General features: G+C 42.6%; 11 protein-coding genes and 1 tRNA gene. 7 read left to right on the top strand and 5 right to left on the bottom strand.

The window, feature by feature from the left end; translation table 11 throughout:
• Positions 1 to 25: 25 nt before the first annotated feature.
• Both IPJ09_10410 and IPJ09_10405 read left to right on the top strand, forming a co-directional pair.
• Positions 26 to 3262: a PD40 domain-containing protein gene (locus IPJ09_10410; GenBank protein MBK7371832.1), complete on the top strand. Its 3237-nt coding sequence runs from the start codon at positions 26 to 28 to the stop codon at positions 3260 to 3262.
• A gap of 123 nt (positions 3263 to 3385) precedes the next feature.
• Positions 3386 to 3856, top strand: a complete 471-nt coding sequence (locus IPJ09_10405; protein MBK7371831.1) for a hypothetical protein — start codon at positions 3386 to 3388, stop codon at positions 3854 to 3856.
• 90 nt (positions 3857 to 3946) lie between these two features.
• Here IPJ09_10405 and IPJ09_10400 read toward each other — a convergent pair.
• The 3 genes from IPJ09_10400 to acs all read right to left on the bottom strand — a co-directional run bounded on the left by IPJ09_10400 (position 3947) and on the right by acs (position 7699).
• A tRNA-Leu gene (locus IPJ09_10400) sits at positions 3947 to 4028 on the bottom strand.
• A 289-nt stretch (positions 4029 to 4317) separates the two neighbouring features.
• Positions 4318 to 5790, bottom strand: a complete 1473-nt coding sequence (locus IPJ09_10395; protein MBK7371830.1) for a glycosyltransferase family 39 protein — start codon at positions 5788 to 5790, stop codon at positions 4318 to 4320.
• A gap of 16 nt (positions 5791 to 5806) precedes the next feature.
• A complete protein-coding gene (acs, locus tag IPJ09_10390; protein MBK7371829.1) occupies positions 5807 to 7699 on the bottom strand; it encodes an acetate--CoA ligase in 1893 nt (630 codons plus the stop codon).
• Between the two features lie 182 nt (positions 7700 to 7881).
• Between acs and IPJ09_10385 the strand changes: the two genes are divergently transcribed.
• Both IPJ09_10385 and IPJ09_10380 read left to right on the top strand, forming a co-directional pair.
• The gene (locus IPJ09_10385; protein ID MBK7371828.1) at positions 7882 to 9792 is read left to right on the top strand and encodes a type IIA DNA topoisomerase subunit B; all 1911 of its coding nucleotides are present in this window, start codon (positions 7882 to 7884) and stop codon (positions 9790 to 9792) included.
• A gap of 184 nt (positions 9793 to 9976) precedes the next feature.
• Positions 9977 to 10330, top strand: a complete 354-nt coding sequence (locus IPJ09_10380) for a GIY-YIG nuclease family protein (GenBank protein MBK7371827.1) — start codon at positions 9977 to 9979, stop codon at positions 10328 to 10330.
• Between the two features lie 11 nt (positions 10331 to 10341).
• Here IPJ09_10380 and IPJ09_10375 read toward each other — a convergent pair whose 3' ends face one another.
• Positions 10342 to 11097 carry an oxidoreductase gene (locus IPJ09_10375; GenBank protein MBK7371826.1) on the bottom strand — a complete coding sequence of 252 codons (756 nt, stop codon included), beginning with the start codon at positions 11095 to 11097 and terminating at the stop codon, positions 10342 to 10344.
• Positions 11098 to 11106: 9 nt separating this feature from the next.
• Complete coding sequence (locus IPJ09_10370; GenBank protein ID MBK7371825.1) at positions 11107 to 11976, bottom strand: GHMP kinase; 870 nt, start codon at positions 11974 to 11976, stop codon at positions 11107 to 11109.
• Between the two features lie 219 nt (positions 11977 to 12195).
• Here IPJ09_10370 and IPJ09_10365 point away from each other — a divergent pair, with 219 nt between their 5' ends.
• From IPJ09_10365 to IPJ09_10355, 3 genes are all read left to right on the top strand, one after another.
• Positions 12196 to 12669 (top strand): hypothetical protein, encoded by a 474-nt coding sequence (locus IPJ09_10365; protein MBK7371824.1) that lies wholly within the window; start codon positions 12196 to 12198, stop codon positions 12667 to 12669.
• Positions 12670 to 12794: 125 nt separating this feature from the next.
• A complete protein-coding gene (locus IPJ09_10360; GenBank protein ID MBK7371823.1) occupies positions 12795 to 13451 on the top strand; it encodes a T9SS type A sorting domain-containing protein in 657 nt (218 codons plus the stop codon).
• 155 nt (positions 13452 to 13606) lie between these two features.
• A complete protein-coding gene (locus tag IPJ09_10355) occupies positions 13607 to 14671 on the top strand; it encodes a T9SS type A sorting domain-containing protein (GenBank protein ID MBK7371822.1) in 1065 nt (354 codons plus the stop codon).
• Positions 14672 to 15104: the final 433 nt, after the last annotated feature.

Below are 15104 nucleotides of genomic sequence, written 5' to 3'. Positions count from 1 at the left end.
ATTTATTCTTCAAATTACTATTAGCATGAAAAAAAAAGTATTCTTCATTTGGGCCTTAGCAATCATATGTACTCCAAGCTACGGCCAGATCAGTGCCCGGCTTATGCGATACCTGGATGTTTCTGACAGTCATATCACTTTTGTATATGGCGGAGATATCTGGGTCATGGCCAAAAGTGGAGGTACTGCGATTCAAATCACCCATTCTCCCGGAGAAGAATCCTGGCCCAAATTTTCTCCGGATGGAAAGACTATAGGTTATTCTGCAAGCTATAATGGCAATCAAGATGTTTATACTGTACCCGTCACAGGCGGCGTGCCGACGCGCGTGACCTATCAATCTCATGCCGACCGTATGTTGTGCTGGCATCCCGATGGAAGACAGATTTTATTTGCTTCGCGAAGAGAGCTCGGACAGCGGTCATCCAATCAGTTTTTTTTGGTATCGAAATCCGGTGGACTGCCTATTAAACTTGCCATACCTTATGGAGAACTAGCCAGTTTTTCTCCGGATGGTAATAATTTAGCCTATATCACCAAGATCTCAGAGAACTACCCTTTTAAAAGATATAGAGGAGGCTTGGCGTCAGATATTTTTATTTTTAATCTAAAGACGAACACCGCCGAAAATATAACTAATAGTGATGCGATAGATGGCAAACCATCCTGGTCAGGAGAGCGTATTTATTTTCTATCAGATCGGGATGATAATATGCGCCTCAATGTTTGGTCCTATGATACGAGAACTAAAAAATCCGAGCAACTCACCAAATTTAAGGATTTTGATATTATGTACATGTCTGCAGGGTCCAAAGATCTGGTGTTCGAAGCAGGAGGAGCGCTCTACCTCCTGGATCTAAAGTCCCAAAAATATAAAGAGGTGCCGGTGAATATCGTCAGTGACCTGTCGTTGGAATTGCCACAGGCCAAAGATGTATCCAGGTCCATTACCAATATGACTGCTTCGCCAGAAGGCAAACGCATTGTATTTGAAGCGCGGGGTGAATTGTTTAATGTGCCGGTCACAGAAGGCTACACCCTCAACCTTACCTCCAGTAGTGGTAGTTTTGATCGAAATCCTTCCTGGTCACCTAATGGAAAACAAATAGCCTATTGGTCTGATCAGTCAGGAGAGTTTGAGATTTATCTTCAGTCACCAGATAAAGCATGGCCTTTAAGAAAACTGACCAATCGCAACATAGGATTTGGCTATAATCTTAACTGGTCTCCAGACTCTAAAAGGATAGCTTTTATCGATGAAAAAAACAATATTTCTATTGTCGATAGTGCCGGAACTATCGTCCTGGTGGATCATACAGTTTTGAATATTCCACACAGTGCTAAATTCAATTACACGCTGGCATGGTCGCCGGATAGTAAGTGGCTGGCTTATACCAAAGCAATGGAAAACAATCATTTTGCCATCATGGCCTATGAAGTAGACACTAAAACCAAACACCAGGTGACGAGTGGGTTTTATAATGATGATACACCCGAATTTTCAGTGGACGGAAAATATTTGTTTTATACCACCAATAGGGAGATGGCTGCAGTTTATTCTGATTTGAATGATGGTACCTGGGTCTACCCTAATTCTACTATGGTGGCTGCGCTTTCACTCAGGAAAGATGTACCCTCCTTATTGGCTCCCAAAAATGACCTTTTTGATGAAAAGAAACCCCCAAAGGATACTAATAAACTTGAAGTAAAAATTGATTTTGACCACATCGAATCCCGGATCGCCATTTTGCCGATCATAGCGGGAAATATAGGTGGTTTGGCAGCCTTCGAGGGAAAACTTGTTTATTTTCGAACACCAAATTCTGGTTCAGGAGACAACTCCAATAGTCTGAATGTATATGATTTAATTAAGAAAGAAGACAAGCTGGTGATGGCCGATATCAATCAGGTAAGTTTGACGGCAGATCGCAAGGCGATATTAGTCAATAGTAAAGGGGCTTATGGTATTATAAAACCGGATCCGGCACAAAAGATTGAGAAACCAATACCTACTAAAGGGTTGTCGATGAATTGGATTGCCAAAGAAGAATGGAAGCAAATTTTTAATGATACCTGGCGCTTGCACAGAGATTTTTTCTATGATCCTGCTATGCAGCAAGTAGATTGGAATGAAATGAAAAAACGATACGGTCCCATGATCAATGATGCCCGTACCCGTTGGGATGTATTAAATATTCAATCGCAATTGGTCTCAGAGCTGAGTGCCGGGCATACCTATTCCAGTGGAGGAGATCTGGAGGATGTAACTCCCCGGGTCACCGGATTTTTGGGTATCGACTGGGAATTGAACAATAATATGTATCGTATTAAACGTATCGTTTATCCTGCAGCCTGGGATACCGATGCCAGATCACCATTTGACCGCCCTGGAGTAGATGTTCAATCTGGTGATTATATCCTATCAGTTAATGGTCAGACCATTCAGCCGATGTTGGATCCATATGCCGCTTTTGAAGGCCTGTCCGGGCAAACTGTTTCATTGATGATATCCAGAACCGGCAAATCAGAAGATGCTAAACAAGTGGTGGTCAAATGTCTTGCCCAAAATGAGGAATCCAATCTTAGGTACTTAGAATGGCTAGAGCAAAATCGCAAAATGGTTGATAAACTCTCTAATGGTCAATTAGGCTATGTATACATGTCCAATACTTCTGCCCAGGGACAAATGGAATTGGTTAAAATGTATTATGGTCAACTGGACAAAAAAGGATTTATCATTGATGAGCGATTTAATGGAGGTGGTCAGCTGGCTGACCGTTTTCTTGAAATATTGACTAAACCTGTAGTATACAATCTGCATTGGCGGCATGGAAGGGATCTTACGCAGCCATTGGAGACCAATCCAGGCCCCAAAGGCATGTTGATCAATGGTTGGGCTGGATCAGGCGGTGATGGATTGCCTTGGGCCTTCAAAGTATTAAAAGCAGGGCCCATAGTTGGAGAAAGAACCCTTGGCATTTTAGTGGGGCCTGCCACCGGTCATCGATTGATCGATGGCGGAAGTATCACTGTGCCAGACGCCAGACTGTATGACAATGCTGGTCACTGGTTTTGGGAAGGTGAGGGTGTATCACCTGATATAAAAGTGACAGATGATCCAAATTTACTGGTCAAGGGGAGAGATCCACAAATCGAAAGGGTAGTCGAAGAAGTGATGAAATTGGTGCAGACCAAACCATTTAAAATGACACCGGCTCCGAAGCCTGATGATCGTACTGCCAAAGGTTTGAAGAAGAATTAAAAGTGTGAAATGATGGAGAATCCATTGAATTGAGTGACTTTTTTTGAAAGAAAGGGCACATTTAACACCATTTTTTTTATTTTCACGATTATTAGAATTTATTAACTCAAAATTTTTTTACTAATGGTTAAAAACAAAATTGCTCTTATCGGCACTGTATTTTTATGCTTTGTATCACTATTTGGACATACCCAAGCCAGTGCAGAGCACAAAGATTCACTCAAGAATGTGATTAGAAAGTATTATGCAGCAGAATTGAAAGTACTACAAAGTTATTCAGAGGAAACAGACATCAATGCTTTGTTTGAGTTGTTTTCAGAAGGATTCGAGTTTGAACATCCAAAAGAAAATATCAAAATGACAAAGCAGGAGTATCTTCAAAAGTATCTCGACAATAAGAAAGACGGGGTATTTAACAGCTCAGTTGCCAATTTGAAAATAAAAGGTATGTTACCCGGACTCAATAGTTTGGCAGTGGACAGGGCCTATCTTCAAAGACCTTCCGAAGGCGCAGAACCTGTAGAGATGCCTTCCTGTATGTCTCTATTTGAATTTGAAGGTGAAAAGATATCTAAGATCGTAAGTTATTGGTGATCAATTTTTTAGTTAGCTTGATGGAGAAGCTTCACCAATTAATAAACTAAATAAAAAAAGTCAGTTTTTTCGGAACTGACTTTTTTTTTGTGCCCGAAACAGGACTCGAACCTGCACACCTTGCGGCATATGCACCTCAAGCATACGTGTATACCAATTTCACCATCCGGGCTATAAAAGTTTGCAAAGATAAACAGAATCCAGATAAATCAGGCTGAAAGGAAGCTGAATAAAATTAAGTGAATACTATCGAAATGATGACCATTCTTCTGCCTGGTTCCCAGAATAAGTGTGCCATCCTGAAGCTTCGGGAGCACATCAATTAAATTGAGTCAGGTGATTTGACTTAAATTGGTTCAAAGCCCTTTATATACGTAAGATCAACTCATGATAAGATTCCATGATTCCTTCTACTCTTATTTATTGATTCTTTTCGGGGAAAGTCGCTAGCAGCCTCCTGCCTATCGTTGAATTTTTATTTTATCGACCAACCTGAATACCCTCACTTCACCTTTTTCCAACAAAAGCGAATCAATAAAAGGCACCACACCTGCGCTTGTATCAACGATCCTACTGTCGCTATACATATAAGTAGCTCTGCGATGCAATATCATATCCTCCACCCACATGGCAGGTAAGTCATCTTTGTCAAACACGTATCCCTGATGATCTATAACGTAAGGCACCACCACACCAGAATTGTCATTGAGGATGATACACAACGAATCCCGTGGCACCACTGATTTCAGGTCGGCGCTATAATTAAACCAGTCTTTTTTGTACCCATTGCGATTAATATTCCAGAAAGGCATGATTTTAAAATAAGTGTAAACCGGCATACCAATAAAAAGAATCTGCCATAAGAATCTACTTTTTGCCCAATCGATCGATCTGATCCCCACTGCAATACCGAGGTGTAACCATACTAAAAAGGGCAACATATAATAGTCATGCACTTTTGCAATCATATTGATTTCATAGACATAATAGAGCAGCGTAATGATCAGGCCTGCACTAAAAATCCAACTCAATGAAGGCGTGAAGACTTTGCGTCTGATCAAAATCCACGTGCCTATCAGAAGAAATATCATAGCAAAGACATTGACTAAATGTAGTGGTAGCCAATGGAACAAGGCAAATTTAAAATATACAAATAAGTCACTGAGATTGGCTTGCACAGTCACGCCTTTCAGCACACCCATATAGCCCCAATCTTTGATGGCAAAAATATACCAGGCAGCTACAGGGATAGTAATTGCGAATAAAACGAATAATTTTTTAAGTAATATGCTGGAGGAATGATTAATGCGTAGATAAGCATAAAAGCTTTCTGTTAGCAGCATTATTCCGAACATAAAAAATGGCAGCTTAAACAATCCAGCCAGCATCAAAAAGACGGCAGACCAAATGAAATGGCTAAACTTTTGTGTTCGAATAAATTTTACCAGCCAGACCATCATCCAAATCTGGGCACACAAGGCCCAGATATCGGACATTGGATTGATCATATAATAATAAAATACCGGAGAATAACAAAAGGTCCAGGCTGTGAGGGCAGCCACTATTTTTTGAGACCATATTTGCACCAGGAGTAGGTAAATTCCCCAAATACAAAACAATCCTATTAAAAACATCATCGATCTTGTGACCCAGATAGAATCACCCACGAATTGTTTTACCTGGGCTATCGACCATTGCATGAGGGGAAATTCGTACCGGAGCAGATTGCCTTTGGAACCAAGGTTGTGTGCCGGAATCCGCGGATTGAGAATATTATTGTCCTCACGCATAAAGTTTCTCACATACCACTCATTTTGTGACTGTCGCCAGAGATGAACTCCGATCAGGTCAGTGTTAAATATGGTCCAGTGGGCTCCAATGCTGATCATCATGGAGGCAAGTACGATGAGCAGTGCACTCCTGGATTCTTGCATGTGATAAAGGTAAGGCCTATAATCTGCCTTTCTTTATATCCTCTACAACCATGGGATCGAGTAAGGTGGTTGTATCACCTAGCTGATTGAGTTCTCCTTCAGCTATTTTGCGCAAGATCCGACGCATGATCTTGCCACTTCGTGTTTTAGGCAGGCCAAAAACAATTTGAATTTTATCTGGCCTGGCGATCGGGCCTATGACTTCATTGACTTTGGCATTGATCTCCTTTTTGAGCTGATCTTCATCATGACCTTCACTACAGATGACGAAAGCATAAAGCCCTTGACCTTTGATATCATGTGGAAATCCTACTACTGCGCTTTCAATCACCGCGGGATGCATGTTGATGGCATTTTCTACTTCAGCAGTTCCGATCCTATGTCCGGATACATTGAGCACATCATCGACTCTGCCGGTAATCCTGTAATTACCTGCTTCATCTCTTAAAGCACCATCCCCGGTAAAATACATGCCAGGATAAGTGCTGAAATATGTTTTAAGACATCGGTCATGGTCACCATAAGTAGTGCGTATGATGCTAGGCCAGGCTGACTGAATACAAAGATTGCCAGCGGCAGGATTGCCTTCTACTTCTTCTCCCCGTTCGTCAACCAGAAGGGGAAGTACACCTGGTAATGGAAGTGTCGCGAAGGAGGGTTTGGATGGAGTGACCCCAGCGAGGTTGCTGATCAGGATGCCTCCGGTTTCTGTCTGCCACCAGGTATCGACGATCGGACATCTTTTTTTACCTATATGTTCGTCATACCAGTGCCATGCCTCCTCGTTGATCGGCTCACCGACTGAGCCCAATACCCGTAAGCTGCTCAAATCTTTTCCTTGGAGCGGATCGAGCCCATAACTCATCAAGCTGCGAATGGCTGTAGGAGCGGTATACAATATATTGACCTGATGTTTGTCCACGATATCCCAAAATCTTCCAGCGTCAGGCCAGGTGGGCACTCCTTCAAACATAAGGTTGGTAGCCCCGGCGCATAAAGGTCCATAGACTATATAACTGTGACCGGTCACCCAGCCGATATCTGCAGTACAGAAAAAGATTTCATCAGGCTGATATTGGAATACGTTCAAAAAGCTATACGTGGCATATATCATATATCCTGCGCAGGTATGCACGACCCCTTTTGGTTTGCCGGTACTGCCGCTGGTATACAGTATAAATAGTACATCTTCACTATCCATGATAGCAGCAGGGTAGTCCATGACAGAGGAATCCAAAACATCCTCCCACCATAAGTCCCTATCTGGTGCCATAGCTACAATAGTGTCAGTATGACGGTACACAAAGACTTTTTTGACAATGTCTGTTTTTTTTAATGCTTCGTCTACAACGGGTTTGAGAGGAATCTCTTTAGTGCCTCTCATAGCACCATTGGCGGTGATGATATAGGTGGCTCCGGCATCGATCACTCTGTCAGCGATACTTTGTGCGCTAAAACCTCCAAAGATCACGCTATGGATAGCTCCAATGCGCGCGCACGCAAGGACAGCAATAGCCAATTCAGGTATCATGCCCATATAGAGGCAGACCCGGTCTCCTTTGGTCACACCCTGGCTGCTCAGCATATGAGCTGTCTGGCAAACAGCCCTGTACAGTTGTCTATATGTATAAGACCTTGTCGGTTGAGAGGGATCATTTGGCTCCCACAACAATGCTATTTTGTCGCCGCTTTCAGCCAAATGCCGGTCAAGACAATTTTCAGTAATATTCAGTTGACCTCCCTCAAACCATTTGATATCCAATGGATTAAAGGACCAATTAGATACCCGATCCCATTTTTTCTTCCAGGTAAAATGGTTGGCTACCTCTCCCCAAAAAGCATCAGGGTCACTGATAGACTTGTGATAGGTATCCTTATATTCTTGCAGGCTTTTTATTTGTAATGACATAGGTCTTGATTTTGTCTTTAATTGGAGTGCTTAAAATAGAATATTAATCTTAATTTTTCAAGAATGATAGTCAGAATGATAGTTGATTTTTATTTAAACCTGTCTGTACCAGGCTAAACCGACTTCTATTATTCTTTTTTATAATATGTTCCTATCTTTACTTTTTCAAAAAAAGATACTACATGGCAGAAGTAAAATATAACGAAGACGACATCAGGTCCCTCGATTGGAAAGAACATATTCGACTCAGACCAGGTATGTATATTGGCAAGCTCGGGGATGGTGCCTCACCGGATGACGGGATCTATGTACTGATCAAAGAAGTTATCGACAACTGTATCGATGAATATACCATGGGCTATGGCAAACAAATTGATATCACCTGCCAGGATGGGACTGTAGAAGTTAGAGATTTTGGACGAGGCATTCCACTGGGGAAAGTTGTAGATGCAGTTTCCAGGATCAATACAGGAGCCAAATATGACTCAAAAGCGTTCAAAAAGACCGTGGGCCTCAATGGGGTAGGTACTAAAGCGGTGAATGCTTTGTCAGATTATTTTTGTGTAGAAGCTTATCGTGAGGGCAAAATGAAACTGGCAGAATTTAAAAGAGGGGTCCTGGTCAAAGACCCTGCCATATCCAATTCAAAAGAAGAAAATGGTACTTATGTAAAATTTACTCCCGACAGCAGCATCTTTAAGCACTATGAGTTTCTGCCAGCCCATATTGAAAATCAGCTGTGGAACTATGCTTATCTCAATGCGGGACTCAAAATAAAATTTAACAATAAAATATTTGTTTCCAAAAACGGGTTGTTGGATTTGTTGTCCAGAAAGACCGAAGCCGATGAACTCAGGTACCCGATCATTCATCTCAAAGGCGATGATATCGAGCTGGCACTCAGCCATGGCAATGAATACGGAGAGCAGTATTATTCTTTCGTCAACGGGCAAAATACTACCCAGGGAGGAACCCACCTGGCCGCTTTCAGAGAATCCCTCGTAGAGACCATTCGCAATTTCTATAAAAAAGATTTTGATGCTAAAGATATCCGTGCTTCTATCATCGGAGCCATCAGTGTACGCATAGAAGAGCCTGTCTTCGAATCACAAACTAAAACTAAACTGGGATCACAAACCATTGCTCCGGAAGGTCAAAGCCTCAAGTCTTTTATGCTGGATTTTGTGTCCAGACAGTTGGACAATTATCTTCATAAAAACACAGAGGTCGCCAATGCCTTGCTCGCTCGCATCCAGCAATCTGAACGCGAACGCAAAGAGATCGCCGGGGTGAGAAAACTGGCCAACGAACGTGCCAAAAAAGCCAATATCTACAATAAAAAACTGCACGATTGCAGAGTACACTTAGGAGACAAAGCAGATGAAGAAACCAGGCTGGCGACTACCTTGTTTATCACAGAAGGAGATAGTGCTTCCGGTTCGCTGACCAAAGCCCGTGATGTCCAGACACAGGCAGTATTCAGTTTGCGGGGTAAGCCGCTCAATTGCTATGGCATGTCCAAAAAAATAGTCTACGAAAACGAAGAACTCAACTTGCTCCAACATGCGCTCGACATAGAAGATGGAATAGAAAATCTGAATTTTAACCAGGTCGTAATCAGTACCGACGCAGATGTAGACGGTATGCATATCCGCTTATTGCTCCTCACATTTTTCTTACAGTTTTTCCCTGATTTAGTGCGCAATGGCCATCTTTTTATCCTGGAGACTCCACTGTTTCGCGTGAGAGACAAACAACAGACCTTTTATTGTTATAGTGACAAAGAAAAGCAAGAGGCTATAGCTGCTTTAAGAGGCAAGCCGGAGATCACCAGGTTCAAAGGCTTGGGCGAGATTTCGCCTAACGAATTTGGACAATTTATTGGTGCTGAAATGCGGCTAGAGCCGGTGATACTGACCGAAGGCACCACGATTGAAGATATTCTTGCTTATTACATGGGGAAAAATACGCCCGAACGGCAAGAGTTTATTATTGAGAATCTAAGGATTGGGCTGGATAATTTGAGGCCAGAGGAAGTTTCGACAGGCTCAACTTCCGAGCTAGAGTTAGAACAGGCTCAACTTCCGAGCTAGAGTTAGAACAGGCTCAACTTCCGAGCTAGAGTTAGAACAGGCTCAACTTCCGAGCTAGAGTTAGAACAGGCTCAACTTCCGAGCTAGAGTTAGAATAGGCACCACGGTCTAACTATCCAAAAAAATAAAACCTATATTTCCGAGATGACAACAATTCTTAATTTTATAGTAAGTTGTTTTTATAATGAAAGGTTGGATGTATATATTGGAATGTTCAGATGGAAGCTACTATACAGGAAGTACCAATAATTTAATGTTGAGAATTCAACAGCATCAAAATGGTGAGGGTGCCAAACATACTAAGTTGAGATTGCCAGTAAAGCTCTTGTATTTTGAAGAATTCAACAGAATCGATCATGCATTTTATAGGGAAAAGCAGGTTCAAGGTTGGAGTAGGAAAAAGAAGGAAGCTTTGATATCTGGTAAATTTGATTCTCTTCCCTTATTATCGAAAAATAATGCCCGGCATCCGGTGGTTTCGACGGATTCAACCACCGAAAGAAAAGACTCAACCACCGATAGAGCTGTCGGTGACTGAGCCTGTCGAAGTCATCCGTACAGCTCAAAATGAATCTGCTCCCTTCCAAAACCAATCTCTCCAAACAAATTTTCAACCGCTTCATCAATCATTTTTGACCAACCACAGAGATAAAAGTGGATGTCGGGTCGAGGGGTATCATAGGCTGCCTGATAGATGGGATGTACATGGCCTGCATGCAACTTTGTGAGGAGCCCGGCTTCCGGTCCTGAACTAACTGATTCGCGGGAGAGAGCTACCTCAAATTTAAATCCCGGTATATTATTCATCAGCTGCTCCCATTCCAGTGCATAGAGGATGTCTTCTTTGCGTCGGGTGCCAAAAATTAAATGGATGTCTCGATGGGTTTTGCCTGTGTGATAGATATCCCAAATCATACTTCGGAAAGGAGCTATACCGGTGCCGGTGCAGATCATGACCACATCCTGGTCTATAACCTCCGGAAGTACAAATCCCCCTTCGGGTCCTTTAAATTTTAGTTCGGTGCCGACGACGACCTGGTCGAAAAAATAAGTACTGCCAAGGCCACCATCAAAATGCACGATGCAGAGCTCGATTTTATTAGTCCCGGCAGGGGCAGAAGAGATTGAATAACTCCTCCAACGCTGGAGTCTTTTGTCTCCTACAGGCAGATCAAGGGTGATAAACTGGCCGGCTATAAAATCAAAACTGACTACCTCTGGAATTTCCAGCTCAAAAGATTTGACTTTTGGCGCCAGCTCCTTGATGCCGACTACCAGACCTGTGTACCAATGAGCAGGAGGCATACCTGGAGATTAATTATTGAGCACCAGCTCGGTATAAGGCAGAAGCGTGGAGTAACCTTTTTCAGCAAAATAAGATTTGACTTGTGTTGCAGGGGCTTCACTGCACACGAGTGCAAAATCACCACCCCAGGCACCCAGCGACTTTATAGAACCCTTGAAATCAGGAAATAATGAATGCTTGATAGGCGCCCGGTCTATATGTTTACCAATAAGGTCTTCGTGAGCTTCGATTAGAAGTTGAAATTCACTGGCTTTTTTGCATGATACCATGGCTTCTGTGATTTTAGATACCTGGTCCAATAAGGAGGGCTGGGCTTTGGATTTTGTTTTGTATTCTGCTACGGCGAGGCTGCTGTCTTGTTTTTTGCCCAGGTGGAGGAAATACAGATTATCCTTAAAAGGCGGATTAAAGTATACTTCGTCTATGCGGATGCTTTCGTCACCGAGTTGATAGAGTACCGGCCCTTCGGCATAAGCACAAGCTATATCATATCCGGATCCTCCGGTTGTATTGAAAAGTAAATAATAAGGATTGGCATCAGCCCACTGTGACAGACAATAAATGAGGGTAGAGCTCGATCCAAGCCCCCAATCCAGTGGAAAATCCAGGTAAGTCTCTACGGTCTGACCTTTCCAGGCAGATAAAAATTCAGAGTTTTGACGGGTGCATTCCTTTAGCAGTTTGCTTACTTTTTTGGCTTTTTCTTCGTCATTGGTCTTGATAGCGCTAAAATCATATAAGGAGAAGTGAGCCTCAAACCAGATCTTGCCCGTAGCATCATAACTTTTCCAATTGATTTCTGCTCCTCTACCATCCCGTACATTCATGGACTGACCGGCTTTGGTGGGTACAGCGAGGGCCAAAGCTCCGTCCAGCACAGTGTATTCCGCTGTGAGCAGTAGTTTTCCGTTGCCCCTGAATGTCTGTTTGATGGTGTTGCCTTTAGATTCTTAGAGAAACAAATATAAAAAAATATAATGGATGGTGTATATGGGGTAGGGATAATATTAATATAATGTAAAAGGTTAGGTTGGGGTTGGGTAAGGTGTTACCTTTATTGGGAGAACCTTAACCTTCATTTTTTAAATTACACATTTATGAGATCAAAAATATTTTACTTATTATTTATTAGCTATTTCTTCATACCAGTTGGTATTGCTTTTTCACAACCTCCAACTTCCCAAACCTTCAACTCAGATGGTACTTGGACCATAAATTCAGGATCAGGTTATCATGCTAATGTTACTGTTGAAATTTGGGGCGGAGGTGGAGGAGGAGGAGGAAATACTACATCTGGTAGTGCCGCCGGTGGTGGTGGTGGTGGTGCTTATGCTTCCACAACTTACTCAAATTTGGGAGCTGGAACTTATACTATACTTGTAGGAACTGGTGGAGATGGTGGCTCTACGAATACGGCTGGCGGAAATGGGGGAGCCTCTTCATTTTCTGGTGCCAGTATTACCTCTACCGTTGCCATCGGAGGAACTGGTGGTGGATCTGCAGGTGGCGCTGGTGCAGGGGACGCGTCCGGTTTGGGGATCTGCCTAAAAGGGAGGAAATGGAGGCATTAGGAGGTCACCAATGCAGGGAGGTGGTGGAGGTGGCCAGCTACTTCAGCTACAACCAGTGAGGAGGAGCTGGTCAAGTGCAACTGGTGGAAATGGCGGTGGGGGGAGTTAGGTGCGAGGGACAGGCGGTGACAAACGGTAGAGCCTATGCCCAACCTGGAATTCACCAGGAGGCGGCGGTGGCGGCAGGATCTGATGCAGGCACTTCTAAAGCTGGGTCATCTGGTCAGGTTGTGGTAATAGTGAATAGTTTTCTCCCCATCCAAATCTCCTCCTTTGAAATCACCTCTTCAAAAACCCCAATCATCACCTGGACCACTCTCGCAGAATCCGACAACAGTCATTTCATCCTTGAGCGCAGCCGTAATGGTGAGGATTTTATACAAATCAATACTATTCAGGGCAAAGGTACCACCGATGCCAAAAACGAATATGCTTATACTGATTTGACACCACTTAAAGGAACGAATTATTATAGGTTGAAGCAGGTCGATTACAATGGAACTATGACCTCCTTTGGCATTAAATCCGCTTATGTGACGGTTGATCAGATCGAGGTCTATCCCACCATGATGCAGGATCTTATTCGGATAGAAATGCCCAAGACTGATCGGCCAATGCAGTGGAGCATCTCAAACAGTTTGGGTCAACGAAGCTTAAAAGGTATATTGGCTCCAGGTATAGAAAACGATGCTGTGAATGTGCAACAACTTGCTCCGGGTACGTATTTTTTGAGTTTGCAGACACAATATGGGCAGGAGGTATTTAAATTGATTAAGTTTTGATTGAAGGCACCCATTTTGCAGGGTCGGTTTACGAAAATGCTTTTAATATTTTAATTTAGTAACTATTTAATGAATGGTTACACTGTAAATGAAAATTATCAAACTTAAAGTGTCATGATCATTATTATTGTATAATTCTAAAAAGGATATTGTTTATGAAACCATTGATTATAATTGTATTATTCCTTACTATAGCTTCAGCCGTCTTTGGTCAGATAGTGTGCACTAATCCTATCACTGGTAGCAATCCAGGTGCAAATAATCCATATACCACCGGGCAAACTGTCAATGGAAATCTAACTGTAAGCGGCATCGGCAGAGGCAGCGGTATTGGGAAAGTAGATGCTGCTAACCAATATGCAGCTGATGGCTGGCCGGAATCAGGATCCTTAGGAGCAAATGATTATTTTTATTTCACCCTCACCCCGAGCTCAAATTATTGGATCAATTTATCCTCTTTTGTGTATACCTCGCAGAGCAGCGGTGGGCCCAATAATTTTGCTGTCAGAAGTAGTTTAGATGGATTTACAAGCAATTTAGGTTCGCCTTCAGCTACCGGGGGTAATATCACGCTGGGAGGTCCAGACTTTACACATATAACCACACCTATTACATTTAGAATATATGGCTGGAGTGGCGGTGGCGGAAATTTCGCAATCAATGACTTTACATTTAACGGCTCAGTGGCCTTGCCTATTCAGCTTATAAATTTTAATGTAATTCAGGACCAAAACCCAATCATCACCTGGGCTACCCTTTCAGAATCCGACAACAGTCATTTTATCCTTGAGCGCAGCCGCGAGGGTGAGGATTTTATAAAAATCAATACTATTCAGGGAAAAGGCACCACCGATGCCAAAAACGAATATGCTTATACTGATGTGACTCCATATAAAGGCACGAACTATTATAGGTTGAAGCAGGTCGATTATGATGGAACTATGACCTCCTTTGGCATTAAATCCGCTTATGTGACGGTTGATCAGATCGAGGTCTATCCCACTTTGATGCAGGATCTTATCCGGATAGAAATGCCAAAGACTAATCGTCCAATTCAGTGGAGCATCTCAAACAGTTTGGGACAACAAAGCTTAAAAGGTATATTGGCTCTAGGTGAAGTCAAGGATGCCGTCAGTGTACAACAACTTACCCCGGGTACATATTTTTTGAGTTTAAAGACACAATATGGGCAGGAGGTATTTAAATTGATTAAGCTTTGATGGAAGGCTGGTGAATTTTAAAATGAGGATGTTGGTAGTGGTTGGGCGAATTTAATAAGGGAAGGTTGCCTCGCCTACTTTTTATTGCTATGGAAAACACGGAGAAGATTGTGGTGGGTCTGGGCTGATGGAGAAAGGGGACTATTAATTTGCCTGGAGTTCAGGGGGTACCCATTTGCTGTGCGCCAAATTGAAAAGGGAGGTAGGCTTCGCACTTTTATTATTCATTGCCTTGAGAAATAATTTTATTGGTTTGGTACAACTTAAATTCGTCGAATCATGGTTACTTAATTTTTGCACTGGGTAGTAATAATGCCCTGGCTGCCAGGGAAGGTAAAATAAATATACATGCCTACACACCAAGTCATTTCTGAAAGCGTTTTTGATTGCTTTGTACCGCCGATCTTTATAGCCTATCCACTTAGCGGTACCC

Source organism: Saprospiraceae bacterium, assembly GCA_016709995.1.
In the GTDB taxonomy this organism is placed as follows: domain Bacteria; phylum Bacteroidota; class Bacteroidia; order Chitinophagales; family Saprospiraceae; genus JADJLQ01.
The sequence above is the reverse complement of the archived record's forward strand: the minus strand, read 5'-3'. Positions and strand labels throughout refer to the sequence as shown.

Bases quoted from the DNA above. Each gene is read 5' to 3' on its own strand.
- IPJ09_10395 (MBK7371830.1), bottom strand. From the start codon at position 5,790: ATGCAAGAATCCAGGAGTGCACTGCTCATCGTACTTGCCTCCATGATG.
- IPJ09_10380 (MBK7371827.1), top strand. From the start codon at position 9,977: ATGAAAGGTTGGATGTATATATTGGAATGTTCAGATGGAAGCTACTAT.
- IPJ09_10355 (MBK7371822.1), top strand. From the start codon at position 13,607: ATGAAACCATTGATTATAATTGTATTATTCCTTACTATAGCTTCAGCC.
- IPJ09_10405 (MBK7371831.1), top strand. From the start codon at position 3,386: ATGGTTAAAAACAAAATTGCTCTTATCGGCACTGTATTTTTATGCTTT.
- acs (MBK7371829.1), bottom strand. From the start codon at position 7,699: ATGTCATTACAAATAAAAAGCCTGCAAGAATATAAGGATACCTATCAC.
- IPJ09_10385 (MBK7371828.1), top strand. From the start codon at position 7,882: ATGGCAGAAGTAAAATATAACGAAGACGACATCAGGTCCCTCGATTGG.
- IPJ09_10375 (MBK7371826.1), bottom strand. From the start codon at position 11,097: ATGCCTCCTGCTCATTGGTACACAGGTCTGGTAGTCGGCATCAAGGAG.
- IPJ09_10365 (MBK7371824.1), top strand. From the start codon at position 12,196: ATGAGATCAAAAATATTTTACTTATTATTTATTAGCTATTTCTTCATA.
- IPJ09_10410 (MBK7371832.1), top strand. From the start codon at position 26: ATGAAAAAAAAAGTATTCTTCATTTGGGCCTTAGCAATCATATGTACT.